General features: G+C 70.3%; 18 protein-coding genes and 1 tRNA gene. 6 read left to right on the plus strand and 13 right to left on the minus strand.

Annotation, left to right across the window (positions count from 1 at the left end):
• Positions 1-224: 224 nt before the first annotated feature.
• The gene (locus ACWFQ8_RS15475; RefSeq protein WP_453786733.1) at positions 225-1,652 is read left to right on the plus strand and encodes a pyridoxal phosphate-dependent decarboxylase family protein; all 1,428 of its coding nucleotides are present in this window, start codon (positions 225-227) and stop codon (positions 1,650-1,652) included.
• A gap of 16 nt (positions 1,653-1,668) precedes the next feature.
• Complete coding sequence (locus tag ACWFQ8_RS15480; protein ID WP_453786734.1) at positions 1,669-3,078, plus strand: lysine N(6)-hydroxylase/L-ornithine N(5)-oxygenase family protein; 1,410 nt, start codon at positions 1,669-1,671, stop codon at positions 3,076-3,078.
• Positions 3,079-3,085: 7 nt separating this feature from the next.
• Here ACWFQ8_RS15480 and ACWFQ8_RS15485 read toward each other — a convergent pair whose 3' ends face one another.
• Complete coding sequence (locus tag ACWFQ8_RS15485) at positions 3,086-4,885, minus strand: bifunctional metallophosphatase/5'-nucleotidase (protein WP_453786735.1); 1,800 nt, start codon at positions 4,883-4,885, stop codon at positions 3,086-3,088.
• Between the two features lie 140 nt (positions 4,886-5,025).
• Between ACWFQ8_RS15485 and ACWFQ8_RS15490 the strand changes: the two genes are divergently transcribed.
• Positions 5,026-5,727: an SIMPL domain-containing protein gene (locus ACWFQ8_RS15490; protein WP_453786736.1), complete on the plus strand. Its 702-nt coding sequence runs from the start codon at positions 5,026-5,028 to the stop codon at positions 5,725-5,727.
• Positions 5,728-5,872: 145 nt separating this feature from the next.
• Positions 5,873-7,300: a pyruvate kinase gene (pyk, locus tag ACWFQ8_RS15495; protein WP_453786737.1), complete on the plus strand. Its 1,428-nt coding sequence runs from the start codon at positions 5,873-5,875 to the stop codon at positions 7,298-7,300.
• A gap of 163 nt (positions 7,301-7,463) precedes the next feature.
• Here the strand turns inward: pyk and ACWFQ8_RS15500 are convergent, their stop codons facing one another.
• The 4 genes from ACWFQ8_RS15500 to ACWFQ8_RS15515 all read right to left on the minus strand — a co-directional run bounded on the left by ACWFQ8_RS15500 (position 7,464) and on the right by ACWFQ8_RS15515 (position 11,837).
• Positions 7,464-7,715, minus strand: a complete 252-nt coding sequence (locus tag ACWFQ8_RS15500) for an EF-hand domain-containing protein (RefSeq protein WP_453786738.1) — start codon at positions 7,713-7,715, stop codon at positions 7,464-7,466.
• Positions 7,716-7,877: 162 nt separating this feature from the next.
• Positions 7,878-10,634, minus strand: a complete 2,757-nt coding sequence (locus ACWFQ8_RS15505; protein ID WP_453786739.1) for a PKD domain-containing protein — start codon at positions 10,632-10,634, stop codon at positions 7,878-7,880.
• 271 nt (positions 10,635-10,905) lie between these two features.
• Positions 10,906-11,652: a transcriptional regulator gene (locus ACWFQ8_RS15510; protein ID WP_453786740.1), complete on the minus strand. Its 747-nt coding sequence runs from the start codon at positions 11,650-11,652 to the stop codon at positions 10,906-10,908.
• Positions 11,653-11,762: 110 nt separating this feature from the next.
• Positions 11,763-11,837, minus strand: a tRNA-Leu gene (locus tag ACWFQ8_RS15515).
• A gap of 75 nt (positions 11,838-11,912) precedes the next feature.
• On the opposite strand from ACWFQ8_RS15515, the gene ACWFQ8_RS15520 reads away from it, so the two are divergent.
• Positions 11,913-12,590, plus strand: a complete 678-nt coding sequence (locus ACWFQ8_RS15520; RefSeq protein ID WP_453786741.1) for an ANTAR domain-containing response regulator — start codon at positions 11,913-11,915, stop codon at positions 12,588-12,590.
• A gap of 82 nt (positions 12,591-12,672) precedes the next feature.
• Here the strand turns inward: ACWFQ8_RS15520 and ACWFQ8_RS15525 are convergent, their stop codons facing one another.
• The 8 genes from ACWFQ8_RS15525 to ACWFQ8_RS15560 all read right to left on the minus strand — a co-directional run bounded on the left by ACWFQ8_RS15525 (position 12,673) and on the right by ACWFQ8_RS15560 (position 22,552).
• Positions 12,673-13,389: an ABC transporter ATP-binding protein gene (locus ACWFQ8_RS15525; protein WP_453786742.1), complete on the minus strand. Its 717-nt coding sequence runs from the start codon at positions 13,387-13,389 to the stop codon at positions 12,673-12,675.
• Positions 13,386-14,426: an ABC transporter ATP-binding protein gene (locus tag ACWFQ8_RS15530; protein WP_453786743.1), complete on the minus strand. Its 1,041-nt coding sequence runs from the start codon at positions 14,424-14,426 to the stop codon at positions 13,386-13,388. The genes ACWFQ8_RS15525 and ACWFQ8_RS15530 overlap by 4 nt, the downstream gene beginning before the upstream one ends.
• A gap of 5 nt (positions 14,427-14,431) precedes the next feature.
• A complete protein-coding gene (locus ACWFQ8_RS15535) occupies positions 14,432-16,153 on the minus strand; it encodes a branched-chain amino acid ABC transporter permease (RefSeq protein ID WP_453786860.1) in 1,722 nt (573 codons plus the stop codon).
• 5 nt (positions 16,154-16,158) lie between these two features.
• Positions 16,159-17,091 carry a branched-chain amino acid ABC transporter permease gene (locus ACWFQ8_RS15540; protein ID WP_453786744.1) on the minus strand — a complete coding sequence of 311 codons (933 nt, stop codon included), beginning with the start codon at positions 17,089-17,091 and terminating at the stop codon, positions 16,159-16,161.
• Between the two features lie 117 nt (positions 17,092-17,208).
• Complete coding sequence (locus tag ACWFQ8_RS15545; RefSeq protein WP_453786745.1) at positions 17,209-18,444, minus strand: branched-chain amino acid ABC transporter substrate-binding protein; 1,236 nt, start codon at positions 18,442-18,444, stop codon at positions 17,209-17,211.
• A gap of 552 nt (positions 18,445-18,996) precedes the next feature.
• Entirely contained in the window at positions 18,997-19,401 is a 405-nt protein-coding gene (locus ACWFQ8_RS15550; protein ID WP_453786746.1) for a hypothetical protein, read from the minus strand.
• Between the two features lie 337 nt (positions 19,402-19,738).
• Positions 19,739-20,227: a PaaI family thioesterase gene (locus ACWFQ8_RS15555; protein WP_453786747.1), complete on the minus strand. Its 489-nt coding sequence runs from the start codon at positions 20,225-20,227 to the stop codon at positions 19,739-19,741.
• A gap of 54 nt (positions 20,228-20,281) precedes the next feature.
• Complete coding sequence (locus ACWFQ8_RS15560) at positions 20,282-22,552, minus strand: FdhF/YdeP family oxidoreductase (protein WP_453786748.1); 2,271 nt, start codon at positions 22,550-22,552, stop codon at positions 20,282-20,284.
• Between the two features lie 104 nt (positions 22,553-22,656).
• On the opposite strand from ACWFQ8_RS15560, the gene polA reads away from it, so the two are divergent.
• Complete coding sequence (gene polA / locus ACWFQ8_RS15565; RefSeq protein WP_453786749.1) at positions 22,657-25,380, plus strand: DNA polymerase I; 2,724 nt, start codon at positions 22,657-22,659, stop codon at positions 25,378-25,380.
• The last annotated feature ends 27 nt before the right edge of the window (positions 25,381-25,407 follow it).

Below are 25,407 nucleotides of genomic sequence, written 5' to 3' on the forward strand. Positions count from 1 at the left end.
CGCCGGGGGAGCGGGGCCGGACCGTGCCCGGCCGTTCCGTCCCACCGACGATCGGGGCCGCGGGGCCCGGCGCCGGGGCCCCGGCCGGGCGACGCCCGGGGAGGGGGCCGGCGGAGCGCGGGGCCGGTTCGGACAAACCCGGCGGTTACCCCATTCGGGTCGGATCGTTGTACCGGTCGGGCGTACCGTTTCCGCCCCGCCCCGCCAGGCCTCCGGAGGAACCGATGACAGCGCCGCACACCCCCGGCAGCGTCCCCGGCTCCGCCCCCGCCACCACCCCCGGAACACCGCCCGCGCTCGCCGGCGGCCCCGGCGGTGCCGATGCCCTGCGGCCGCTCCTCGACACCGTCCTCGACGCCCTCCGCACCGGCGCCCGCGCCCGCGGCGGCCCGTTCCCCGCCGGCGGCCCCGACCCCGTCGCCGCCCGCACCCGGGCCGCGCTGGGCGACGTACTGCCCGCCCGCGGCGCCGGCGAACACGAGGCCCTGCGCACCCTCGTGCACGCCCTCGCCGCCGGCGCCGCCGACCCCGCGGACCCCCTCTGCGCCGCCCACCTGCACTGCCCGCCCCTCGCCGTCGCCGTCGCCGCCGACCTCGCCGTGAGCGCCCTCAACCCCTCCCTCGACTCCTGGGACCAGGCCCCCGCCGCCTCCGCCGCCGAAGCCCTCCTCACCCGCGCCCTCGCCGCCGAGTTCTACGACACCCCCCGCGCCGACGCCCTCGTCACCACCGGCGGCACCGAAGCCAACCAGCTCGCCCTCCTCCTCGCCCGCGAACGCCACGGACCCCGCCTCACCGTCCTGCACGGAGCCAACGCCCACCACTCCGTACCCCGCGCCGCCTGGCTCCTCGGCCTCCCCCCGGCCGTCGAACTCCCCACCCCCGCCGGCGTCCTCGACCCCGCACACCTCGCCGCGGCCCTGGCCCGCACCCCCGGCCCCGTCCTCGTCACCGCCACCGCCGGCACCACCGACGCCGGACTCGTCGACCCGCTCCACCCCGTCGCGGACCTCTGCGCCCACCACGGCGCCGACCTGCACATCGACGCCGCGTACGGCGGCCTCCTCGCCCTCAGCCCCCGCCACCGCGCCAAGGTCGACGGCCTCGGCCGCGCCCACTCCCTCACCCTCGACCTGCACAAACTCGGCTGGCAGCCCGTCGCCGCCGGACTCCTCGCCGTCCCCGACACCGCCCTGCTCGCCCCCCTCGCCCACCAGGCCGACTACCTCAACGCCCCCGACGACACCGAAGCCGGGCTGCCCGACCTCCTCGGCCGCTCCCTGCGCACCACCCGCCGCCCCGACGCCCTCAAGATCGCCGTCACCCTGCGCGCCCTCGGCCGCGACGGTCTCGCCCGGCTCATCGACCGCACCTGCGACACCGCGCACCACCTCGCCCGCATCCTCGACGCCCACCCCGGCTTCGAACTCCACGCGGCGCCCACCATCAGCACCGTCCTCTTCCGGCCCACCCACGCCGACGACGAGCAGGTCGCCGCCCTGCGCCGCACCCTGCTCCACCAAGGCCGCGCCGTCCTCGGCCGCACCCGCGCCGACGGCCGCCTCTGGCTCAAGGCCACCCTGCTCAACCCCCACACCACCGCGGGGGACCTGCGCGCCCTCGTCTCCCTCCTGGCCTCCACACCCTCCTGAAAGGCGGCACCGGCCGATGACCGCACTGCTCGAAGCACCGCATGACCTCGTCGGGATCGGCATCGGCCCCTTCAACCTCTCCCTCGCGGCCCTCGCCCACGGCCTGCCCCAGCAGGGCGCCGGTGAACTCTCCACCGCCTTCTACGACCAGCGCCGCGACTTCCGCTGGCACCCCGGACTCCTCCTCGACGGCGCCACCCTCCAGGTCCCCTTCCTCGCCGACCTGGTCACCCTCGCCGACCCGGCCAACCCCCTGAGCTTCCTCAGCTACCTCAGGCACAAGGACCGGCTCTTCCCCTTCTACTTCGCCGAGCGGTTCCACATCCAGCGCGCCGAGTACGACGCCTACTGCCGCTGGGCCGCCGCCCGCATCCCCGGCCTCCACTTCGGCCACCAGGTCGACGCCGTCCGCTGGAACCCCGAACACGACGTCTTCGAAGTCGACTTCACCCAGCTCGACGCCGACGGCGAAGCCGAGGCCCTCGGCCGCACCTACGCCCGCAACCTCGCCCTCGGCATCGGCACCGCCCCCTACGTCCCGGAACCGCTGCGCCCCCTCGTCGAAGCCCCCACCGCCCCGGTGATCCACTCCGCCGACTACCTCGACAACCGCGAGCGGATCCTCGGCGCCGAACACGTCACCGTCATCGGATCGGGCCAGTCCGGCGCCGAGGTCTTCCTCGACCTGCTCCGCGCCCGCCCCGCCGGCCGCGAACGCCTCACCTGGCTCGCGCGGAGCCCCGCCTTCGCCCCCATGGAGTACTCGAAGCTCGGCCTCGAACACTTCACCCCCGACTACACCCGCTACTTCCACTCCCTCCCCGAACCCGTCCGGGACCGGCTCGTCCCCTCCCAGTGGCAGCTCCACAAGGGCATCGACGCCGACACCATCGCCGCCATCCACGACGAGCTCTACCGCCGCACCCTGCACGGCGGCTGGCCCGACGCCGTCCTCACCCCCGGTGTCAGCGTCCGCACCGCCGGCCGCGTCGCCACCACCAAAGTCGAACTCCACCTCGAACACACCGACCAGGGCGCCCGGTCCCGCCTCACCACCGACGCCGTCGTCCTCGCCACCGGCTACCGGGAGCGCCCCCTGAGCCGGCTCCTCGCCGGCCTCGACCCCTACCTGCGCACGGACTCCTCCGGCCGGCCCCGCATCGACGAGCGCTACCGCATGGTCCTCGACCCGGCCGTCACCGGCAGCCTCTACGTCCAGAACGGCGAACGCCACACCCACGGCGTCGGGGCCCCCGACCTCGGCCTCGCCGCCTGGCGCAGCGCCGCCATCCTGAACGCCCTGACGGGCAAGGAGCCCTACCCCCAGCCCGGCCGCACCGCCTTCACCACCTTCGGCCTCGAACAGCGGGAGCACACCCGCCCGCGGCCCGCGGGCGAGCTGCTCCCCCTGGTCGATCACCCGTAGCGGCGTCCTAGAACACCGGCACGGAATCCCGCGTCAGCCGCCAGTCCACCGAGGCGAACCCCGCGGGATCCACCGTGCCCTTCGCCTTCACCCACTGGATGATCGTGTTCCGGATCTCGTCCGAGTTCGCCCACAGCTGCCTGGCCTGCGGCACGTGCGGGAAGTTCCCGCCCCCCGAGGCCCGGTAGTTGTTCACCGCCAGCACGAAGCTCCCCGCCGGATCCACCGGCGCCCCGCGGAAGGACAACCCCGTGATCCGCGCACCCACCGGCTGCGCGATGTCGATGTCGTACGTGAGGCCGTACACCGCGTCGTAGTTGTAGTCCGGGATGCCCTCCGCGTTCGTCAGCTTCGCCGGATCCACCACCTCACCCGGCGCCGTCCGCACGAAGTACCGCGCCGAGTACTCCAGGTAGTCCTTCAACTGCGCCCCGGTCATCAGCCGCGCCTCCAGCGTGTTCTCGAACGGGTACAGCCCCGCCGCGTCCCGGATCGTCACCTGCCCCGCCGGAATGGCCGCCGTCCGCGAGAAGCAGGAGGCCTGCGAGAGCACCGGCAGCGCCGCCCACTCGGTCCCCGCCAGCGCAGCCCGCACCGTCTCGGCCTGCACGTGGTTGATCAGGTCGATGATCGGCACGTCCTTGACCGGGCCCTCCGCCGAGGACATCACCCGCGTCGAGGTGCCGATCACCTGGTTCACGTACGCCACGACCTTGCGGTGCTCGTCCGACAGCAGCCCCGTGATCTTCGGATCCTCGGCGACCGCGTTGGAGTTCAGCACCTTCGCCGACACCTTCACCACCGACCAGCGGCCCCGCTCCCACGCCAGCTCGAAGTCGAACAGCGTCAGCCGCTGCCCCCACTTCAACGGCTCCGAGAGCACCACGTCCTTGCCCGTCGCCCGGTTCGCGACCCGGTACTCGGCGATCTCCGTGTGCGCGTGCCCCACCAGGATCGCGTCGATCCCCGGCACCTGCTCCGCCACCAGGGCCGCCGCGTTCTCCACGTACGGCAGCTGGTCCCCGTACGAGGACGTCCCGCTCGACCCGGAGTGCGCCGACACGATCACCACGTCCGCACCGAGCGAACGCAGCCTCGGCACGTACTTCGCCGCCTGCTCCTCCAGCCCCGGGAACGTCATCTTCCCCTGCACGTTCGCCTTGTCCCACAGCGCGATCCCCGGGTTCGTCAGCCCCAGCACCGCCACCTTCACGTCCGGCCCGTGCGGAGTCTTCAGCCGGTGCATGCTGTACGGCGGGAACGCCGGCCGCAACGTCCTCGCGTCCAGGGCGTTCGCCCCCAGCAGCGGGAAGTCGCACTGCTCCTCGAACCTGCGCAGCACGGGGATGCCGTAGTTGAACTCGTGGTTCCCCAGCGCCGCCGCGTCGTAGCCGATCGCGTTCATCGCCTGCGCCATCGGGTGCACCGGACCCCGCCGCGCGGTGATCGGGTCCACCTTCGCGTAGTAGTACGACAGTTGCGTGCCCTGGATGGTGTCGCCCGCGTCGATGAGCAGCGTGTTGCACCGCCCCTTCTCCGCCCGCACCTGGTCCACGAGGGTCGATATCTTCGCCAGACCGACGTCGTTGTGCGCCTTGTCGTCGAACTCCTTGTCCGTGAAGTAGTCCCAGTTGAACACGTTCCCGTGCAGGTCGGTCGTGCCCATCACCGTGAACGAGTACGTCCGCGGCCCGCGCCCCCGCGGCACCGGCCCGGCCGCCGCCGGGGCGCTCGCGGCCCCCGTCAGCGCCACCGCCGCACCCGTCGCGGCCGTGGTCCCAAGAAACGTCCTGCGGTCGAACGCCATGCCATCTCCCCTTGTGAGGCGTCACTACGCGTGTGAACAACGCGCGTAGATTTTGACCCATCCGTCACAGGCCGCAACACCCCCACCGGGTTTCGATCCGATGACCGACCCCGTACGAGTGACAGTGCGACAGTGAGGACATGACTCAGGACGCATCGCCCCAGCCCTACGGAACCCCCGAAGTCCCGCGCGTCGCCGTCCGCGGCGAAGCCCGCATCGAAGTCGACCCCGAGATCGCCCGCATCGGCATCACCGTCAGCGCCCGCGGCACCGACCGGCGCACCGCCCTCGAAGACCTCACCCGGCGCAACAACGCCGTCCTCGACCTCATCAAGAGCTACGGCGACCCCGTGGAGAAACTGGAGACGGGCTCCTTCTCCATCACCCCCGAACTCACCCGCCACGGCCGCGGCGAACGCGTCCGCGCCTACCACGGACGGGTCCATCTCACGGCCGAACTCAACGACTTCACCACACTCGGTGAACTCACCACCCGCCTCGCGGACCTCGACCTCACCCAGGTCGACGGCCCCTGGTGGGCCCTGCGCCCCACCTCGCCCGCCCACGGCAGGGCCCGCCGCCAAGCCGTCCTCGAAGCCGTCCAGCGCGCCCGCGAGTACGCCGAGGCCCTCGGCGCCCGCCTCGCCGCACTCGTCGAACTGGCCGACCTCGGCGCCGAGAACGCCGTGCCCTTCGAGGCCGGCCCCGGCGCCGGCATGCGCACCATGGCCTTCAGCACCGCCGAAGACGCCGGAGCCCCGCCCCTCGACCTCGAACCCCAGCGCCAGACCGTCTACGCCCAGGTGAACGCCCGCTTCACCATGACCCCTCCGCAGCTCTGACGCACCGAAAAGCAGCGCACCGGGGGTGCTCATCAGAGCACCCCCATGCACATTCAACAGTTGTCAACAAGCTTTTGCTCAAAGGTTGTTGAGTGGACACCCGGAACCAATTTCCTACTGCCTGGTAGGGGAATACGCTCGTTTCATGCGCCGAGCGAAAATCGTATGTACCCTGGGCCCCGCCACCGACTCATACGACCAGATCAAAGCCCTGGTCGAAGCCGGAATGGACATCGCCCGCTTCAATCTCAGCCACGGCACCTACGCCGAACACGAAGAGCGCTACCAGCGTGTACGCAAGGCCTCCGACGAGACGGGCCGCAGCGTCGGCATCCTCGCCGACCTTCAAGGCCCGAAGATCCGTCTCGGCCGCTTCCGTGAAGGCCCCGTACTCCTTGAACGCGGCGACGAGTTCACCATCACCGTCGAAGAGCACGAAGGCGACCGCCACGCCTGCGGCACCACCTACAAGGGACTCGCCGACGACGTCACCACCGGCGAACGCATCCTCGTCGACGACGGCCGCGTCACCCTCGAAGTCACCGCCGTCGAGGGCCCCCGCGTCCGCACCGTCGTCGTCGAAGGCGGCATGGTCTCCGATCACAAGGGCCTCAACCTCCCCGGCGTCGCCGTCTCCGTCCCCGCCCTCTCCGAGAAAGACATCGAAGACCTCCGCTGGGCCCTGCGCATCGGCGCCGACGTCATCGCCCTGTCCTTCGTGCGCAGCGGCCGCGACATCGAGGACGTCCACCGGATCATGGACGAGGAAGGCCGCCGCCTCCCCGTCATCGCCAAGATCGAAAAGCCGCAGGCCGTCGAGAACATCGACGCCATCGTCGCCGCCTTCGACGGCATCATGGTCGCCCGCGGCGACCTCGGCGTCGAAATGCCCCTCGAACAAGTCCCCATCGTCCAAAAGCGCGCCGTCAAGCTCGCCAAGCGCAACGCCAAGCCCGTCATCGTCGCCACCCAGATGCTCGACTCGATGATCGACAACTCCCGGCCCACCCGGGCCGAAGCCTCCGACGTCGCCAACGCCGTCATCGACGGCACCGACGCCGTCATGCTCTCCGGCGAGACCAGCGTCGGCAAATACCCCGTCGAAACCGTCCGGACCATGTCCCGGATCGTCGAAGCCGCCGAAGAGGACATCCTCGCCAAGGGCCTCCCCCCGCTCACCGAACGCAACAAGCCCCGCACCCAAGGCGGAGCCGTCGCCCGCGCCGCCGCCGAAATGGGCGACTTCCTCGACGCCAAGTTCCTCGTCGCCTTCACCCAGAGCGGCGACACCGTCCGCAGGCTCTCCCGCTACCGCTCACCCATCCCCCTCCTCGCCTTCACCCCCGACCCCGCCACCCGCTCCCAGCTCAACCTCACCTGGGGCGTCGAAACCTTCCTCGGCCCCCGCGTCGACTCCACCGACGCCATGGTCGACCAGGTCGAGGAACAACTCCTGCGCATCGGCCGGTGCGTCCCGGGCGACGTCGTCGTGATCACCGCCGGCTCACCCCCCGGCGTCACCGGCTCGACCAACCTGGTCCGCATCCACCACATCGGCGACGCCGTCCGCTAGACCGGCCCTCCCGCCGCACCGCCCCACCGCCGCGTCGGGCCACCACAGCCCGACGCGGACCCCGGCAGCCGGCAACCGCCCGGCCCCCGGCGCCGACCGCCCGCCGCAGCCCGCCCCGGCCCCCCCCCCCGCACACCGACCAGCCCGCCGGTCCGCACCCCGCCTACCAGCCGAACCGCCGCTCCACCACCGCCGCGAACTCCTCGAACGACAACACCGCGTCCCCGTTCTGATCCGCCGCGTCGAACAACGCCGACGACGCCTGCGCGTCACCCACACCCCAGAACGGCAGATCACCCCGAGCCGCCAACGTCGGCCCCTTCGCACGCAGCGCCGAGATCACCTCGAACCGCGTCAGCTCCCCGTCCGCGTTCAGATCCAACGCGTCGAACAACCTGCGAGCCTTCTCGCTCATCCCCGAATCCCTCTCTCACATCCGAAAACCTCGACCTCAACCTACGCCGAAGCACAGACGGCGAAGCCCGCCGCCTCCACCCCGTGCCCCCACAGCACGGAGCCCCGGCCACCGCTCCTCGCGGCGACCGGGACTCCCGGACACATCTGCACCACCACGCCCCTACGGGACGAAATACCCCAGCAGGTCCGTGATCACATGCGTGCTGCCGCCGTAGCTGTTCCACACGTCGACCCGACCGCCGCTCACCGGCGAGGTCACGTGATTCGGAACCGTCTCACCCGGACGCGTCTGCAGGCTGCTCGCCTGCGGCCGGACACCACCCTGAGCGAACACCGTCAAGAAGCCCGGACCGGACGCATCAGTGGCCGTGACGTTCAGCGCCGCACCCACCGCGTTCGCCGGGATACCGCCCACCGTCGCGGTCGCCCCCGGACTCAACTTCCCGGTGGCACGGGTGTCCGCCAGGCGCTGCGGCACGACCGGCGTGAACAGTGCCTTGCCCCCCTTGGCGTAGTAACCCACCGCATCGACGATCAAATGCGTCGACCCGGTGTTGGTGTACAGGACGATCGTCCCGTCCGGACCCACCGGCACGATCGCCTGGTTGGACTTGTCCTTGCCCGGCTCCGGATTCAGGTTCGACGTCGAAGGACGCTCCACCGGACCCGGATACGCGATCACATGGCTGTTCTCCGTCGAACCGGTACTCGTCAGATTCAGCGCGACGGCACTGGCATCCGCCGGAATACCGTTCACACCCGCCACCTTGACCGTACGGGTGTGGGTCAGCGGGCCACCCGATACCCGGGTGTCCGCCAGCCGGGTCGGAGCCATCGGACTGAACCGCTCGCCCGCGTTCGGCCGGTAGTAGCCCACGAAGTCCACGATCACCGACGCCGTACCGGAGTTCAGCTGCGCCAGCACCGAACTGCCCGCGCCCAGCGGCACGGTCACCGTGTTCGACGAGGTACCACCCGCCCGCACGTTCACGTTCGAGGTCACCGGACGCGGTTGGCCATTGGGCCAGATACTCAGGTGCGTGTCCTCCGTGGCCCCGGTGACCGTCACGTTCAGCACCGCGGCGGACGCACCACCCGAGTGGTAGCCCCCCGAGCCGTGCAGCACGACCGGCACGGTCACCGGAACCGGTGTACCGCCCTGCACGAGCCTGTACGGATTGCGGGTGTCCAGCACACGCTGCGGAGTGACAGCCACGTAACCGGACGGCATGTAAGCCACCTTCACCGTGTGGCTGACCGTCGAGGTACCACCCTTGACGTCCCGGACCGTCAACGACACCTTGTACTCGCCGGGCTTGGCGTACGCGTGCGAAATGGTCTCCAGACCGCTCCGGGGCTCGGACGTGCCGTCACCGAAGTCCACGGTCAGACCCTGCACCGGCCACGGCGTCCTCGTCGCGGTCCGCGGGTCGATCTCGGCGGTCAGCGGCGCCACGTACTTCGACGGCTCCTCAGCCGTCGGCAGCTCCTGCCGCCACGTGAAGCCGGCCGACAGCGGGGCGGACGGCGTCACCTTCGTCGCCTTCTCGGCGACGGCGCGCAGCGTACCGCTCGCCGCCGTCACCTTGACCACGCACTCGCACGGCGAGGCGTACACGTGCTCCGCCGAGCCCGTCGACGTGACGACCGGAGCCGTCCCGTCACCGAAGTCATAGGTGGAGGAGACCGGATTGCCCCAACGGGTCTTCGCCGAAGCCGTCGCCTTCACCACGGTCCCCGCCGGCGCCCACGGCTCGTCGATCCCCAGCGTCACCCCGTAATCGACCCAGGAATCCCGCGACTCGTACGCGCCCCGGTCGATGTGACCGCCACCCCTACCGGTGTTGGCCACCGTCGGGTCGTCCGAGACCGGCACACCCTCGATGTCCGAGTCCAGCACACCCGGCACCGTCGGATCTCCGGAGTCGATCGTGGGGGACCCGGTGTTGTAGTGGAACGTCCCCACGAACGAGTCCCGCAGGATGTCGTGCGCGCCCTGACCGCTCGCGGCCGTGAAAGCGGCCTGCGTCGTGTGGTCGACACCGGCCCACCGGTACGCCACCCGGTTGGCCACCGCGACACCGGTGATCAGGTTGTAGTCGACCCGGGTACCGGAGGCCGCGCTCTGCGACACCACGATGCCCCGGCGAGGCCCCGGAACCGGGCACGGGACGGTGAGGGACAACCGGACCACGTTGTTGACCACCGTCGAGCCGGTCGACGCGCCGTCGAGCGAGAGAGCCGACTCGCACTCCAGGTGCAGCTCGTTGTTGGTCACGACCGTGCCCGGCGCGTCCCACGCCGCGACCGCCGGCATCACGTAACCGAAGATCTCGTTGCGGCTGAGCACGGTGTTCCGCGCACCGCCCTCGATCTGCGCCGTGCTGTGCAGCCTGCTCCGGGTGACGCGGACGTCCGCGCTCCCCCCGTCCACCGCGAGGGCGACAGGAGCGGGCCCCGGGCCGCTGACTTCTGACCGGTCCAGCTCGACGGCGGTCGAGCCAGTGATCTTGGCGCCGCCGCTGACGCGCAAGCCGCGCAGGATCACGTGCGAGGCGCCGCTGACGGTCAGGGCGCGGTCCGTACCGAGGTCCACCCGGTCGGAGGGCTTCGGACCGTCGGCGACGAAAGCGATCGGCTTGCCGGGCTCGCCGGAGCGGTCGATCGTGACGGACTCGGCGTACGCCTTGCCCGGCTTGATCCGCACGGTCTGACCCGGCCGAACGACCTTGGCGGCGGCCCCGATCGTGCAGAACGGCGCCGAAGCGGAGCCGGCGCCGACGTCGGAGCAGTTGGCCCCGTCCTGATTGTTGACATAAAGACTGGACGGTGTCTCGGCGGCGACGGCGGTGGCCGGCAGCCCGAGAAGAGTGACGAGACCCGCGGTGAGCAGGACCGTCGTACGTGTGGCACGCACCAGGAGGGTTCCTTCGACAGAAACGACGTGGAATCGCCACGGATGCGTGCGGGTGCGGCCGTGCTGCGGCCGGTTCCCCCCAACAACCGGTCGGGCGCAAGCGAACCCATGGCGAGAACCAACATCATCCACTGCGCCGGCAGCCGCTGTCACATCGGATATTCGGCCCGCGCTACCCCAAACCCCTGGTCAGCGGCTGTCCTGAAACAGCCTCCGCTCCGGACGTGGCGCACCCGGTCCCCTTGTTGGCGCGCGACGCCCGCCGCCGCGGCTAGTGCTTCGGCCCGATGTGAGCGTCCATCAAGGCGACGGACTCCCGTCGGGCGACGGAGATGTTGCAGGCGTTGGCCCGCCGCCACTCGACGCCGAGGCGGTCCAGCGTGCCGGTCAGCAGCCGAATGATGTCCTCGGACCGGTTGGTGAAGAAGTACCGCGGGTACTCGTAGCGCTTGCGCACCCCACCGACGACCCGCGTGGTCCAGTTGACGGTCCGACACCCGTCGGAGTGGATCAGCCCCCGCACGAACTCCCAGGGGTGCGCGTCGACGATCTCCCGCTGCCAGTCGTCGAGGGCGATGCGCCGCCCGTGCTTCTTGCCGGGACCGTGCTGCGGGAACAGGCAGGTCCAGTGCCGCCCGTAGCTGGTGACGGCCACGCAGCCCTGGCGCTGCACCACGTAGACCTTGTCCGACGGTCGGACCGCCAGGACCGCCGTGCGGCACTGCTCGATGAGCCCGGGCCACGCGTCGGCGCACGCGATGCGCAGGTGATGGCCGCCCCGCGGGTGGGGGCTGATGCAGCCGTCGCCGAGGTAGAGGCCGAGGAGGTACGCGTAGGCGAGGGGGTCGGCCGGGCCCGAGCAGGTCCCGGCCTGGTTGAGCCGGGGGAGCGGATCGATGCGGACCTGCCAGGAGCGCAGGGACGACCGGGATATCCCGGTTTCCTTGCTGACCGAGTTCAGACTCCGTCCGTCGCCAAGAAGTCGAATGGCGTGCTTCCGGACATCGATGTCGTACACGCACTCGATGCTGCTGCGTACATATCGTGCCGGAGGGGCATTCTCGCGCGCGTCCGCTGGAAAGAGTGAAGGTCACGCAATCTCACGTGACCTTGGAAAAAGCGGAAAAGTGCCCCGGGTCGGACTCGAACCGACACTGAATGGGTTTTGAATCCATCGCCTGCTGCCAATTGGGCTACCGGGGCCCCGCGAATCGAAGGTTAGCCCCGACCCGCTGCGAGTCCACCTTACCGCAGCTAGGTAGGCTCGGGGGAGCAGTAATGCCCCGCACCGAGGAGCCCCCCGTGACCGCCGAGCACGAGTCGACGCCCACGCCCGACGCCGACCAGTCGCACGTTCCGCCGCTGACGACCCGCGTCGTCATCGCCGAGGACGAGGCGCTCATCCGTCTCGACCTGAAGGAGATGCTCGAAGAGGAGGGGTACTCGGTCGTCGGTGAGGCCGGGGACGGTCAGAGGGCCGTCGAGCTCGCGCGCGAGCACCGGCCCGACCTGGTGATCCTCGACGTGAAGATGCCCGTCCTGGACGGGATCTCGGCGGCGGAGAAGATCGCGGAGGAGTCCATCGCCCCCGTGCTCATGCTCACCGCGTTCTCGCAGCGCGACCTGGTCGAGCGGGCCCGCGACGCCGGCGCCATGGCGTACCTCGTGAAGCCGTTCAGCAAGAGCGACGTGGTGCCGGCCATCGAGATGGCGGTGTCGCGTTTCGCGGAGCTGAAAGCGCTGGAGAAGGAGGTCGCCGACCTCTCGCTCCGGCTGGAGACCCGCAAGCTCGTCGACCGCGCCAAGAGCGTGCTGCAGACGCAGTACGGCCTGTCCGAGCCGGCGGCGTTCCGGTGGATCCAGAAGACCTCCATGGACCGCCGGATGTCGATGCAGCAGGTCGCCGAGGCGGTCATCGAGGACGCCGAGGAGAAGAAGAACGCGGCCAAGGGCTGACCACCCGCCCCGCCCCGCGCATGCGTGAGGCCCGCCTCCCCCCGAGGGGAGGCGGGCCTCACGCGTGTGCGGACCCGGTGGGTCAGTCCTCGCCGAGGTAGGCCTTGCGGACGTCCTCGTTGTGGAGGAGGTCCTGGCCGGTGCCGGAGAGGACGATCTTGCCGACCTCCATCACGTGCGCGTGGTCGGAGAGCGAGAGCGCCGCCTGGGCGTTCTGCTCGACCAGCAGGATGGTGGTGCCCGTGGCCTTGAGCTCCTTGATGGTCGCCATGATCTTCTGCATCATCAGCGGGGAGAGGCCCATGGAGGGCTCGTCCAGCATGAGGAGCTTGGGCTGGCACATGAGTGCGCGGCCCATGGCGAGCATCTGCTGTTCGCCGCCCGAGAGGGTGCCGGCGGCCTGCTTGCGGCGCTCTCCCAGGATGGGGAAGAGGTCGTAGGCGCGCTGGATGTCCTTCTCGATGCCCTCCTTGTCGGTGCGCAGGAACGCGCCGAGCTGGAGGTTCTCGGTGATCGTCAGCCGGGGGAAGATGTGGCGGCCCTCGGGGGAGTGGGCCAGCTTCATCGCGACGATCTTGTGGGCGGGGACGTTGGCGAGGGGCTTGCCGTCGAAGGTGATCGTTCCGCTCTTGGGCTTGAGGAGCCCGGAGAGGGTACGGAGGGTGGTCGTCTTGCCGGCGCCGTTGGTGCCGACGAGGCAGACGATCTCGCCTTCGTTGACTTCGAAGGAGATTCCCTTGACGGCTTCGATCTTGCCGTAGGCGACTTTGAGGTCTTCGACCTGGAGCAGTGCGGTCACTTGGCCTCTCCTTCCGTGCGGGTGGTGCTGTCGGCCTCGCCCTCGGTGGAGGCGTCGTCCGCGTCCGGGGCCTCCGTGGAGGCATCGTCCGGGGTCGTGTCCGGGGCGTCGTCCGGGTCGGTGGCGGGCTCCGCGGCCGGTTCCGGCTTCTCGGCCGGCTCGGTCGCGGGCTCCGCGGCCGCGGCGGCTTCGGCGGCCTCGATCTCGGCGTCCTCCTCGGCGCCCGGGTCGCCTTCGAAGGGCTCGCCGAGGTAGGCGGCGATGACGCGCTCGTCGCCCTGGACCTCGGCGGCGGTGCCTTCGATGAGCTTCTCGCCCTGGACGAGGCAGGCCACGCGGTCGCAGAGGTTGAAGATGAAGCGCATGTCGTGCTCGATGACGAGGACGGCGATGCCCATGTCGCGGATGGCGAAGATGAGTTCTTCGGCGGCGCGGGTTTCCTGCGGGTTCATGCCGGCGGTGGGCTCGTCGAGGAGGAGCAGGCCCGGGTCGCTGGCCAGTGCGCGGGCGATCTCCAGCTTGCGCTGTTCGCCGTAGGGGAGGTTCTTGGCCAGGTGCTGGGCCTTGTTCTCCAGGCCGATGAACTCAAGGAGTTCCATGGCGCGCGCTTCGGAGGCGGCTTCGGCGCGCTTGAAGCCGGGGCCGCGCAGGAGGGCCGACCAGAGGCCTTCCTTGGTGCGGGTGTGGCGTCCGACGAGGACGTTCTCCAGCACGGTCATGTTGGAGAAGAGCCGGATGTTCTGGAAGGTGCGGGCGATGCCGGCCTTGGTGACGAGGTGGGGCTTGGGCGGCAGGACCGTGCCCTTGTAGCTGACGGTTCCCTCGGTGGGGATGTACAGCCCGGTGAGGCAGTTGAAGAAGGTGGTCTTGCCGGCGCCGTTGGGGCCGATGAGTCCGACGATCTCGCCTGCGTTGACCTTGAGGTCGACGGAGCGGACGGCGGTGAGGCCGCCGAAGCGCATGGTGACGCCGCTGGCTTCGAGGACGGTTTCGCCGGTCGGGGCGGTGGTGGCCGTGTCGGTCGTTTGGTTCGTCATGGTGGTTACGCCCCCGCCTTGGCGGTGGCCAGGTCCGTGGGGGCCTGGTCAGCGGTGTCGTCGTGGTACTCGAGCTTCGCGCGCTTGTTGGCGATGAGGCCTTCGGGGCGGAAGCGCATGAGCAGGATGAGGGCGATGCCGAAGCCGAGGAGCTGGTAGTCCTGGAGGAAGGACAGCTTGGCCGGGATCAGGAAGAGGAGTGCGGCGCCGAGGATGGGGCCGCGTACGGTGCCCATGCCGCCGAGGATGACGGCGGCGAGGAGGAACGCGGAGTTCGGGGGCACGGGGCCCGCGAAGACGTAGTTCTCGGGGACGACCGTGGTGTTGACGTGTGCCTGGATGGTGCCGGCGAGGCCGGCGAGGGTGGCGCCGAGGGCGAAGGCGATGAGCTTGACGTTGAAGCCGTTGATGCCCATGGCGGTGGCGGCGGTCTCGTCTTCGCGGATGGCGACCCAGGAGCGACCGATGCGGCTGTTGGCGGCGCGGGTGAAGATCACGATGACGAAGGCCATCACGAGCAGCATCAGCAGGTAGTAGTTGGCGTACGCGCCGAGCGTGACGCCGAAGACCACGTGCGCTTCCCCGAAGTTGAATCCGAAGAATTCGAGGTGGGGGATGTTGGGGATGCCGTTCGGGCCGTTGGTGATCTTCGGGCCGGAGACGCCGTCGAGGTTGCCCATGGCGATGCGGAAGATTTCTCCGAAGCCGAGGGTGACGATGGCGAGGTAGTCGCCGCGCAGGCGGAGGGTGGGTGCTCCGATGACCACGCCGAAGACGAGCGAGGCGAGGGCGCCGGTGAGGACCGCGGCCCAGAAGGGGAACTGGACTCCGAAGGCGGAGGAAGCGGCTCCGGAGACGAGGGCCGCGGCGTACGCGCCGACGCCGAGGAAGGCGACGTAGCCGAGGTCGAGGAGGCCGGCGAGGCCGACGACGACGTTGAGGCCGAGGGCGACGGTCGCGAAGATGAGGATGTTGACCGCGATGAGGGTGTACGTGTCGCCGCTCTGCTGGATGAACGGGAACGCGACGGCGGCGGCCATGGTGCCGATGACGGTGACCTGGCGGTTGTTCGCCGTGATGGTGGAGAAGCGGTCGATGAGGCCGGCCTTGAGCAGTGCGGCGGCGGAGAAGCCGACGATGATCAGGTAGGCGACGAAGAGCTGGGGTTCCTTGTCGTCGGTGTCGATGCCGAAGGTGACGACGAAGAGGCCGACCGCGAAGACGGCGGTGATGATGAGGATTTCGGCCCAGGACGGCAGTTGCTTGGCGGGGGTCGCCTTGCGGGTGTCGTCGGGGAGTTTGAAGGCGGCGACGGCCGGGATGGCGGAGGCGATGACGGCTACGCCCGCACCGGGTTCGAGGTCGACCAGTGCGCCGAGTTCCACGATGATCGCGAGGGCGGTGTACGTGGTGGTGGCGAAGGTGCCGAGGGCAAGGAGCCAGACGGCCTTGCGGGATCCGGCGGGGGTGAGCCAGCGGAAGCCGTTGACGCCGAGCGCGGAGAGCGCGAAGGCGGCGGTGAGGAGGGCTCCGACGAGGGTGAGGTACTGGAGGGGCGCGGGGCTGCCGTAGTAGGTCAGGTCGCCGGGGAAGGAGCTGTCCCAGGTCCAGGCGAGGAAGGTGCTGACCGCGGTGACGAGGCTCGCGCCGATGACCGTGTAGAGCAGGGCGGTGGGCTTGGAGCCCTGCTCGGTGACGGTGGTCTGCGGGGTGGTGTTGGTGGTCATGGTTCTCACGCCCGATCCGCGACGCGCTCGCCGAGCAGGCCTTGGGGCCGCACGAGGAGGACGACGATGAGGAGTACGAACGCCCAGACGTTGGACCAGGCTCCACCGCCGAGCTGCTGCATGCCGGGGATCTCTTCGATGTAGGCGATCGAGAGTGCTTCGGCGAGTCCGAGGACGACGCCGCCGACCATGGCTCCGTAGATGTTGCCGATGCCGCCGAGGACGGCTGCGGTGAAGGCCTTGAGGCCGAGGATGAAGCCCATCTCGAAGTTGATCTGGCCCTTGTCGAGGCCGTAGGCGACGGCTGCGACCGCGGCGAACGCGGCACCGATGGCGAAGGCCATGACGATGATGCGGTCGGTGTTGATGCCCATGAGCTTGGCGGTGTCGGGGTCCTGCGCGGTGGCCTGCATGGCGCGGCCGCTGCGGCTCTTGCTGACGAAGACGCCGAGGGCGAGCATGCACATGGGGGCGAGGAGGAGCACGAAGGCGTCAGCGCGCTGGATCGCGAGGCTGTCGGTGAGCTGGAAGGCCTTGCCCTTGAACTCGGGGAAGCTGACGGCCTTCTTGGCGTCCGGGTAGAACTGCCAGATGAGCTGCTGGAGCGCGATCGAGAGGCCGATTGCGGTGATGAGGGGGGCCAGCCGGGGTGCGCTGCGCAGGGGGCGGTAGGCGAAGCGTTCGGCGGCGGTGGCGACGAGGACGGAGGCGAGTGCGCCTCCGACGATCATGACGGGGATCGCCACCAGCAGGGAGGTCCCACTCGGAAGAACGGTGTAGGCGGTGAGGGCGCCGAAGCCACCGATCATGAATATCTCGCCATGGGCGAAGTTGATGAGCTGGACGATGCCGTAGACCATGGTGTACCCGATGGCGATGAGGCCATAGAGAGCACCGAGGGCCAGGCCGTTGGCCAGCTGTTGCGGCAGTTCGTGCACCGCAGGGCCTCCGATGAGCGTGTCGGATAAGACTCCGCGCGAGGGCGCTGTTTGCGCCCTCGCGCGGTGGGATTCATTTCAGGCGGTGGTGCTGGGTGGTGCGGGGTGGTGCCGGGGTTACTCGTTGAAGGTGTCGCTCTTGACGTCGACCCACTTGCCGCCCTCGACCTTGTAGACGGTGAGCTGCTTGTTGGTGGTGTCGCCGTACTGGTCGAAGGCGACCTTGCCGGTCACGCCTTCGAAGGTGACCTTGCCGAGGGCCTCGACGACCTTGGCGCGGGAGTCGGCGGGGAGCTTGCCACCGTTGGCGGCGACGACGGCCTTGACGGCCTGGACGACGGCCCAGCCGGCGTCGTAGGAGTAGCCACCGTAGGCGGCGTAGGGGTCCTTGTAGCCGCCGGCCTTGTAGTCCTCGATGAACTGCTTGGCGGTGGGAAGCTTCTCGACGGGGAAGCCGATGGAGGTCGAGAGGTCGCCTTCGTTGGCCTCGCCGGAGGCGCTGATGAAGGCGGGGTCCTGGATGCCGTCGCCGCCCATGAGGGGGATGTTGGCGCCGGTCTTCTTGATCTGGTCGGCGAGCAGGCCGCCCTCGGGGTACTGGCCGCCGAAGTAGACGGAGTCGGCGCCGGAGGCCTTGACCTTGTCGGCGGTGGAGGAGAAGTCGGTCTCCTTCACGGTGACGTGGTCGGTGCCGACGACCTCGCCGCCGAGCTTCTTGAACTCGTCGGAGAAGATCGCGGCGAGGCCGGCGCCGTAGGTCTGCTTGTCGTCGACGACGAAGACCTTCTTCTTGCCGGCGTCCTTGAAGAGGTACTGGGCGGCGAACTTGCCCTGGACCACGTCGGTGGCGGCGGTACGGAAGTAGGTGGCGAAGGGGCGCTTGAACTCGCCCTTGCCCCAGTTGTCGCCCTGGCTGAGTGCCGGGTTGGTGTTGGCGGGCGAGACCTGCGCCAGGTTGGCGGAGGCGAAGACGCCCTGCATCTGCTGGGCGACGCCCGAGTTCAGCGGGCCGACGACGCCCACGACGTCCTTGTTGCCGACGAGCTTGGTGGCGTTGGCCTGACCGGAGGCGGGGACCGCCTGGTCGTCGAGGGCCTCGACCTGGAACTCGATGCCCGGGACCTCGTTGTTCTTGTTGGCCGTCTTGGCCGCGAGGTCGACCGAGTTCTTGATGCCCTGGCCGAGGGCGGAGAGGGAGCCGGTGAGCGGGGCGTCCACGCCGATGACGACGACGGTCTTCTTGCCGCCGCTGTTGTCCTTGGAACCTGCGTCGTCGCGCGAGCCGCAAGCGGTGAGGGTCAGTGCTCCCGTGGTGATCACGGTGGTGAGAACGAGCAAAGAACGGTGTCGCACGATTCTTCCTTTCCCTGGCGCGGCCGCCTCTGTCGAGGTGCCGTTGAGCCGCCGGGCCGCACTGGGAGATACACGGCCGTGCTGATTCGCGCCCAGCGGCGCGGTGACTGGCCGTGACTCTAGGCCCGAGGTGGCGAGCGCGGGGAGCGGGGAAAGGAGGATGTGACTCTCTTGTTATGCCAAGGCCAAAAATGTGTGGTGAGAGTACGGACAAAACGGGCGTTTAGCCGCGCCCCCATGTGTCCGCATGTTGAGAATCCGCTAGTTAACTAAGGCGCTTGCGACCTTCATGGTCCTGTCTCTGATCACATTGCGCCGAATGTGGCTGCGCGTGGCCGAAACATTCCGTCGAGTGTTATTTCCCCGGGGAAAAGGGCGATTAAGTACGATGCCCTCATTACGCAGTGTGACGAAGGGGCGAGTGCGCTCGCCGGTGCGTGGATCTTGTCGCCCGGGGCAAAGGGCCTTCGACCTGCGGTTCGGTCGTGTGGGCGGAGGTGCGTCGGGGCGACCGGAAGCCGGACAGGGCGTACGGGAATGCGGTGACCGGGGTCACTCGGCGGGGCTCGGGGCGGCGGCTCTGCCGGTGGCGCCGTCCTCGTCGGCGCAGCGCCGGGCGACATACCGGTCGATCAGCTCAAGTGCCCTGTCCCGCCCGGAAGTTGCTTCCTCGGCCCGGCCTGCGGCGACGGCATCCTCGTGGATGGCGTACTGGTCGTTCGAGAGCCCCTTCTGTTCCCAGTCGAGGCCGGACCACGGGGTGCCCAGGAGGGTCTCCTTGGCCCAGTAGGAGACGAGGGCGGTGCAGATCCGCGCGGGTGGGGCGGGGGTGGGCGCGGGGGTGTGCGAGGAGGTCGGGGGAGCAGAGGCGGAGGGGGAGCATCCGGTCACGGCGAAGGCCGCGAAAAGGGTGGATGCGGCCGCGTGCCGGAGCGAGGTGCGTGACCGGGTCCCCATGAGGGGAAGGTAGGCGGTCACCATCGGTGACACAACTGCTCGCGGGGGAATGTAGTCGGACTGTCGCATTCCGGGCGGCTGGCCGGCGCGCGGACGGGCCGGGCGGCCGGCCGCGGCGGGCGGGTCGGGGCGGTGCCGGGAGGGCGGGGCCGGGGCGGTGCGGGCGGAGTGGGGGCGGGCGGTGAGGGCGGCGGGCCGGACGGCCGCCGGGCGGTGCGCGGACGGCTCCGGGCCCGCACGGCGCCGGCTCCCACGCCGCGGGCCCGGACCCCCTCGCCGCGGTGCGGTCGGGGTCCGGGCCCGGTGGTGCGGTACGCCGCAGGTCGCGCGCCGGAGGTCAGGCGCCGGCGGGGGCCTCGCCGGCCGGGGCGGCCGGGGCGTCGCGCAGCAGACAGGTGAGGCGGGCGGTGCAGACGCGGCGGTCCTGCTCGTCACTGATCACGATCTCGTACGTGGTCGTGGAGCGGCCCCGGTGCACGGGGGTGGCGACGCCCGTGACGATGCCTGACCGGGCGCCGCGGTGGTGGGTGCAGTTCAGGTCGACGCCGACGGCGATCTTGGTGATGCCGCCGTGCATCATCGCGCCGACGGACCCGAGGGTTTCGGCCAGTACGGCGGAGGCTCCGCCGTGCAGCAATCCGTAGGGCTGGGTGTTGCCCTCGACGGGCATGGTGGCCACGACCCGGTCGGCCGAGGCCTCCAGGATGCGGATGTCCATCCGTTCGCCGAGGTGGCCCGCCGAGAACAGCGAGGGCAGGTCGATGCCCAGGGCCGTGTACTCGTCGAGGACCTCCTGCGGGAACTTCACAGCGTGCTGCTCGCCCATGGGCCGGCTCCGTTCGTCAACGCTCGTTAACCATCTTGTCCTGGGGTCGTTCTATCAGGCCGGTTCGAAGCGCACGACGACGGACTTGCTCGCCGGGGTATTGCTGGTGTCGGCGGTGGAGTCGAGGGGGACCAGCACGTTGGTCTCGGGGTAGTAGGCGGCCGCGCAGCCCCGGGCGGTCGGGTAGTGGACGACGCGGAACCCGGGCGCCCGCCGCTCCACGCCGTCCTTCCACTCGCTCACCAGGTCCGTGTAGGCGCCGTCGGCCAGTCCCAGCTCCGCCGCGTCCTCGGGGTTGACCATGACGACGCGGCGGCCTCCGGTGATCCCCCGGTAGCGGTCGTCGAGGCCGTAGATCGTGGTGTTGTACTGGTCGTGGCTGCGCAGGGTCTGCAGCAGCAGCCGCCCCTGCGGGACGCGCGGGTACTCCACGGCGGCGGCGGTGAAATTGGCCCTGCCGGTCTTCGTCGGGAAGCGGCGCTCGTCGCGCGGGGCGTGCGGCAGGGTGAAGCCGCCGGGGCGGGCGGCGCGGGCGTTGAAGTCCTCGAATCCGGGGACCACGCGGGAGATCCGGTCGCGGATGGTCGCGTAGTCGCGCTCGAACTCCTCCCACGGCGTCTTCGAGGCCGGGCCGAGGACCGCCCGGGCCAGGCGGGCCACGATCGCGGGCTCCGACAGCAGGTGCGGGCTCGCGGGGGCGAGGTTGCCCCGGGAGGCGTGGACCATGCCCATGGAGTCCTCGACGGTGACGAACTGCTTGCCCGCGGCCTGCACGTCCTTGTCGGTGCGGCCGAGGGTGGGAAGGATCAGGGCGCGCCGGCCGGTGACCGCGTGGGAGCGGTTCAGCTTCGTGGAGACGTGCACGGTCAGGCGGGCGCGGCGGATCGCGGCCTCGGTGACCTCGGTGTCGGGGGTGGCGCCGACGAAGTTGCCGCCCATGGCGAAGAACACCTTGGCCTCGCCGTCGCGCAGGGCGCGGATGGAGCGGACGACGTCGAAGCCGTGGTGGCGGGGCGAAGTGATCCCGAATTCCCGGTCGAGGGCGTCCAGGAAGGCGGGCGCGGGGCGCTCGAAGATCCCCATGGTGCGGTCGCCCTGGACGTTGGAGTGGCCGCGGACCGGGCAGACGCCGGCGCCGGGCCGGCCGATGGCTCCCCGCAGCAGCAGCAGGTTGACGACCTCGCGGATGGTGGCGACCGAGTGCTTGTGCTGGGTGAGGCCCATGGCCCAGCAGACGATGGTGCGCTCGGAGGCCAGGATCATGGCCAGGGCGCGCTCGATCTCGGGCCGGGTCAGACCGGTGGCGGTGAGGGTCTCGGTCCAGTCCGCCTCCTTGGCGGTGGCCGCGAACTCCTCGTACCCGTGGGTGTGTTCGCGGATGAACTCCTCGTCCGTCCCTCCGTCCGCCTCGATCACCAGCTTGTTCAGCAGGCGGAAGAGGGCCTGGTCGCCGCCGATGCGGATCTGCAGGAACAGGTCGTTGAGGGCGGTGCCCTTGAGCATGCCGAGGGGGGTCTGCGGGTTCTTGAACCGCTCCATGCCGGCTTCCGGCAGCGGGTTCACCGAGATGATCTTCGCGCCGGCGGACTTGGCCTTCTCCAGCGCGGAGAGCATGCGCGGATGGTTGGTGCCCGGGTTCTGCCCGGCGACGATGATCAGGTCGGCCCGGTGGAGGTCTTCCAGGGAGACGCTGCCCTTGCCGATGCCGATCGTCTCGGTCAGCGCGGAGCCCGAGGACTCGTGGCACATGTTGGAGCAGTCGGGCAGGTTGTTGGTGCCGAACTCGCGGGCGAAGAGCTGGAAGAGGAACGCGGCCTCGTTGCTGGTGCGGCCCGAGGTGTAGAAGAGGGCCTCGTCCGGCGAGTCCAGCGCGGTCAGCTCCTCGGCGAGGACCGCGAAGGCCCGCTCCCAGGAGATCGCCTCGTACCGGTCGCCGCCCTCGGGCAGGTACATCGGGTGCGTGATGCGGCCCTGCTGGCCCAGCCAGTACCCGGAACGGCCGGCGAGGTCGGAGAGCGGGTGCGCGGCGAAGAAGTCGGGGGTGACCCGGCGCAGGGTGGCTTCCTCCGCGACGGCCTTGGCGCCGTTCTCGCAGAATTCGGCGGTGTGCCGCTTGTCGCCCTCGGGCCAGGCGCAGCCCGGGCAGTCGAAGCCGTCCTTCTGGTTGACCTTGAGCAGGGTCCGGGCGGTGCGGGCCACGCCCATCTGCTGCCGGGCCATCCTCAGCGTGTGCCCGATCGCGGGCAGCCCGGCGGCCGCGTGCTGCGGGGGCGCGACCTGGGGCGCGTCCTGTACCGGATCACCTGCGGGCGGCTTGGCGGCCATGTCGCTCCCCTTCGAGCAGTCTTCGCGTACACCTCCGATCCTGTCACGGTCCGCCGACATCGCCGCCGCCGGAATTGTCGGCGGGGGCGCCTAGGATCGGGGACGTGGCAGATTCAGCATCGAAGAAGACCGACCAGACGACCGCAGCGGACCGCCCCCGCCTGATGCTCATGGACGGGCACTCCCTGGCGTACCGGGCGTTCTTCGCGCTGCCCGCGGAGAACTTCACGACCGCGACCGGCCAGCCGACGAACGCCATCTACGGCTTCGCGTCGATGCTGGCGAACACGCTGCGCGACGAGGCGCCCACGCACTTCGCGGTGGCCTTCGACGTCTCGCGCAAGACGTGGCGGTCCACGGAGTTCCCCGAGTACAAGGCGAACCGCTCCAAGACCCCCGACGAGTTCAAGGGGCAGGTCGAGCTGATCGGCGAGCTGCTCGACGCGATGAAGGTGCCCCGGTTCGCCGTCGACGGCTTCGAGGCCGACGACGTGATCGCGACGCTGGCGACGCAGGCGGAGGCCCTCGGCTTCGACGTGCTGATCGTCACCGGTGACCGGGATTCCTTCCAGCTCGTCTCCGAGCACACCACGGTGCTCTACCCCACCAAGGGCGTCTCCGAGCTGACCCGGTTCACGCCGGAGAAGGTCGAGGAGAAGTACGGGCTCACCCCCCAGCAGTACCCGGACTTCGCGGCCCTGCGCGGCGACCCGTCCGACAACCTCCCGGGCATCCCCGGCGTCGGCGAGAAGACCGCCGCCAAGTGGATCATCCAGTTCGGGTCGTTCAAGGAACTGGTGGAGCGCGCCGAGGAGGTCAAGGGCAAGGCCGGGCAGAACTTCCGCGACCATCTGGAAGCGGTCAAGCTCAACCGCGTCCTGACCGAGATGGTCAAGGACGTCGAGCTGCCCGGTACGCCCGCCGACCTGGCCCGCGCGCCCTACGACCGCGCCGCGGTCACCGGGGTGCTGGACGTGCTGGAGATCCGTAACGCCTCGCTGCGCGAGCGGCTGCTGGCCGTGGACCCGGGCGCCGCCGAGGAGGCGGCACCCGCCCCCGTCGCGGCCGGTGTGGAGTTGGACGGCTCAGTGCTGGGCACGGGTGAGCTGGCGCCGTGGCTGGAGAGCCACGCGGGAGCGCCGCTGGGTGTCGCCACCGTCGACAGTTGGACGCTGGGCACGGGCCGGATCACCGAGATCGCGCTGGCGTCGGCCGGCGGCGCCGCCGCCTGGTTCGAGCCGTCCGCGCTGGACGAGGCCGACGAGCGCGCCTTCATCGCCTGGGCGGCGGACCCGGCGCGGCCCAAGGTTGTGCACAACGCCAAGGGCCTGATGCGGGTCTTCCCGGAGCACGGCTGGAGCCTCGCCGGCGTCGCCATGGACACGGCGCTCGCCGCCTACCTGGTCAAGCCGGGCCGCCGGTCCTTCGCCCTGGACGTGCTGTCCATGGAGTACCTGCACCGGGAGCTGGCGCCGGCCGCCGCGGACGGCCAGCTGGCCTTCGGCGCCGACGACACCGCCGAGGCGGAAGCGCTGATGGCGCAGGCCCGCGCGGTCCTGGACCTGGGCGACGCCTTCACCGACAAGCTCGACGAGGTCGGCGCCGTCGAGCTGCTGCACGACATGGAGCTGCCGACCTCCGAGCTCCTCGCCCGGATGGAGCGGGCCGGTATCGCCGCCGACCGCGAGCACCTGGAGGCCATGGAGCAGCAGTTCGCGGGCGCCGTGCAGCAGGCGGTCAAGGAGGCCCACGCGGCGGTCGGGCACGAGTTCAACCTCGGCTCGCCCAAGCAGCTCCAGGAGGTGTTCTTCGGCGAGCTGGACCTGCCCAAGACGAAGAAGACCAAGACCGGCTACACCACGGACGCCGACGCCCTGGCCTGGCTGGCGAAGCAGACCGACCACGAACTCCCGGTGATCATGCTCCGGCACCGTGAGCAGGCCAAGCTTCGCGTCACGGTCGAGGGCCTGGTCAAGACCATCGCCGTCGACGGCCGGGTGCACACCAGCTTCAGCCAGACCGTCGCCGCCACCGGCCGGCTCTCCTCCACCGACCCCAACCTGCAGAACGTGCCGGTGCGCACCGACGAGGGCCGCGCCATCCGGCGCGGGTTCGTCGTCGGCGAGGGCTACGAGTCCCTCATGACCGCCGACTACAGCCAGATCGAGCTGCGCGTCATGGCCCACCTCTCCGAGGACGAGGGCCTCATCGAGGCCTTCGCCACCGGCGAGGACCTCCACACCACCGTCGCCTCCCAGGTGTTCGGGGTGGAGCGGACCGCCGTCGACGCCGAGATGCGCCGCAAGATCAAGGCCATGTCGTACGGGCTCGCCTACGGGCTCTCCGCCTTCGGGCTGGCCCAGCAGCTGAACATCGAGCCCGCCGAGGCCCGCGGCCTGATGGAGACGTTCTTCGAGCGGTTCGGTGGGGTCCGGGACTACCTGCAGCGCGTCGTGGACGAGGCGCGGGCCACCGGCTACACGGCGACGATCTTCGGACGGCGCCGCTACCTGCCGGACCTCAACAGCGACAACCGCCAGCGTCGCGAGGCCGCTGAGCGGATGGCGCTCAACGCCCCGATCCAGGGCACGGCCGCCGACATCGTCAAGGTGGCCATGCTGCGCGTGGACCGGGCGATCGCCGAGGCCGGGCTGGCGTCGCGGATGCTGCTCCAGGTCCACGACGAAATCGTGCTGGAGATCGCTCCGGGCGAGCGGAAGAAGGTGGAGGAGCTGGTGCGCCGCGAGATGGGCGCCGCCGTCGAGCTCCGCGCACCGCTGGACGTGTCCGTGGGCGTCGGCCCCGACTGGGAGTCCGCCGCGCACTGACGGGCCGGGCGCTGCGGGCCGTGGACT

Source organism: Streptomyces sp. NPDC055254, from assembly GCF_053606025.1.

Bases quoted from the DNA above. Each gene is read 5' to 3' on its own strand.
- ACWFQ8_RS15475 (WP_453786733.1), top strand. From the start codon at position 225: ATGACAGCGCCGCACACCCCCGGCAGCGTCCCCGGCTCCGCCCCCGCC.
- ACWFQ8_RS15480 (WP_453786734.1), top strand. From the start codon at position 1,669: ATGACCGCACTGCTCGAAGCACCGCATGACCTCGTCGGGATCGGCATC.
- ACWFQ8_RS15485 (WP_453786735.1), bottom strand. From the start codon at position 4,885: ATGGCGTTCGACCGCAGGACGTTTCTTGGGACCACGGCCGCGACGGGT.
- ACWFQ8_RS15490 (WP_453786736.1), top strand. From the start codon at position 5,026: ATGACTCAGGACGCATCGCCCCAGCCCTACGGAACCCCCGAAGTCCCG.
- pyk (WP_453786737.1), top strand. From the start codon at position 5,873: ATGCGCCGAGCGAAAATCGTATGTACCCTGGGCCCCGCCACCGACTCA.
- ACWFQ8_RS15500 (WP_453786738.1), bottom strand. From the start codon at position 7,715: ATGAGCGAGAAGGCTCGCAGGTTGTTCGACGCGTTGGATCTGAACGCG.
- ACWFQ8_RS15520 (WP_453786741.1), top strand. From the start codon at position 11,913: ATGCCCCGCACCGAGGAGCCCCCCGTGACCGCCGAGCACGAGTCGACG.
- ACWFQ8_RS15530 (WP_453786743.1), bottom strand. From the start codon at position 14,426: ATGACGAACCAAACGACCGACACGGCCACCACCGCCCCGACCGGCGAA.
- ACWFQ8_RS15535 (WP_453786860.1), bottom strand. From the start codon at position 16,153: ATGACCACCAACACCACCCCGCAGACCACCGTCACCGAGCAGGGCTCC.
- ACWFQ8_RS15550 (WP_453786746.1), bottom strand. From the start codon at position 19,401: ATGGGGACCCGGTCACGCACCTCGCTCCGGCACGCGGCCGCATCCACC.
- ACWFQ8_RS15555 (WP_453786747.1), bottom strand. From the start codon at position 20,227: ATGGGCGAGCAGCACGCTGTGAAGTTCCCGCAGGAGGTCCTCGACGAG.
- ACWFQ8_RS15560 (WP_453786748.1), bottom strand. From the start codon at position 22,552: ATGGCCGCCAAGCCGCCCGCAGGTGATCCGGTACAGGACGCGCCCCAG.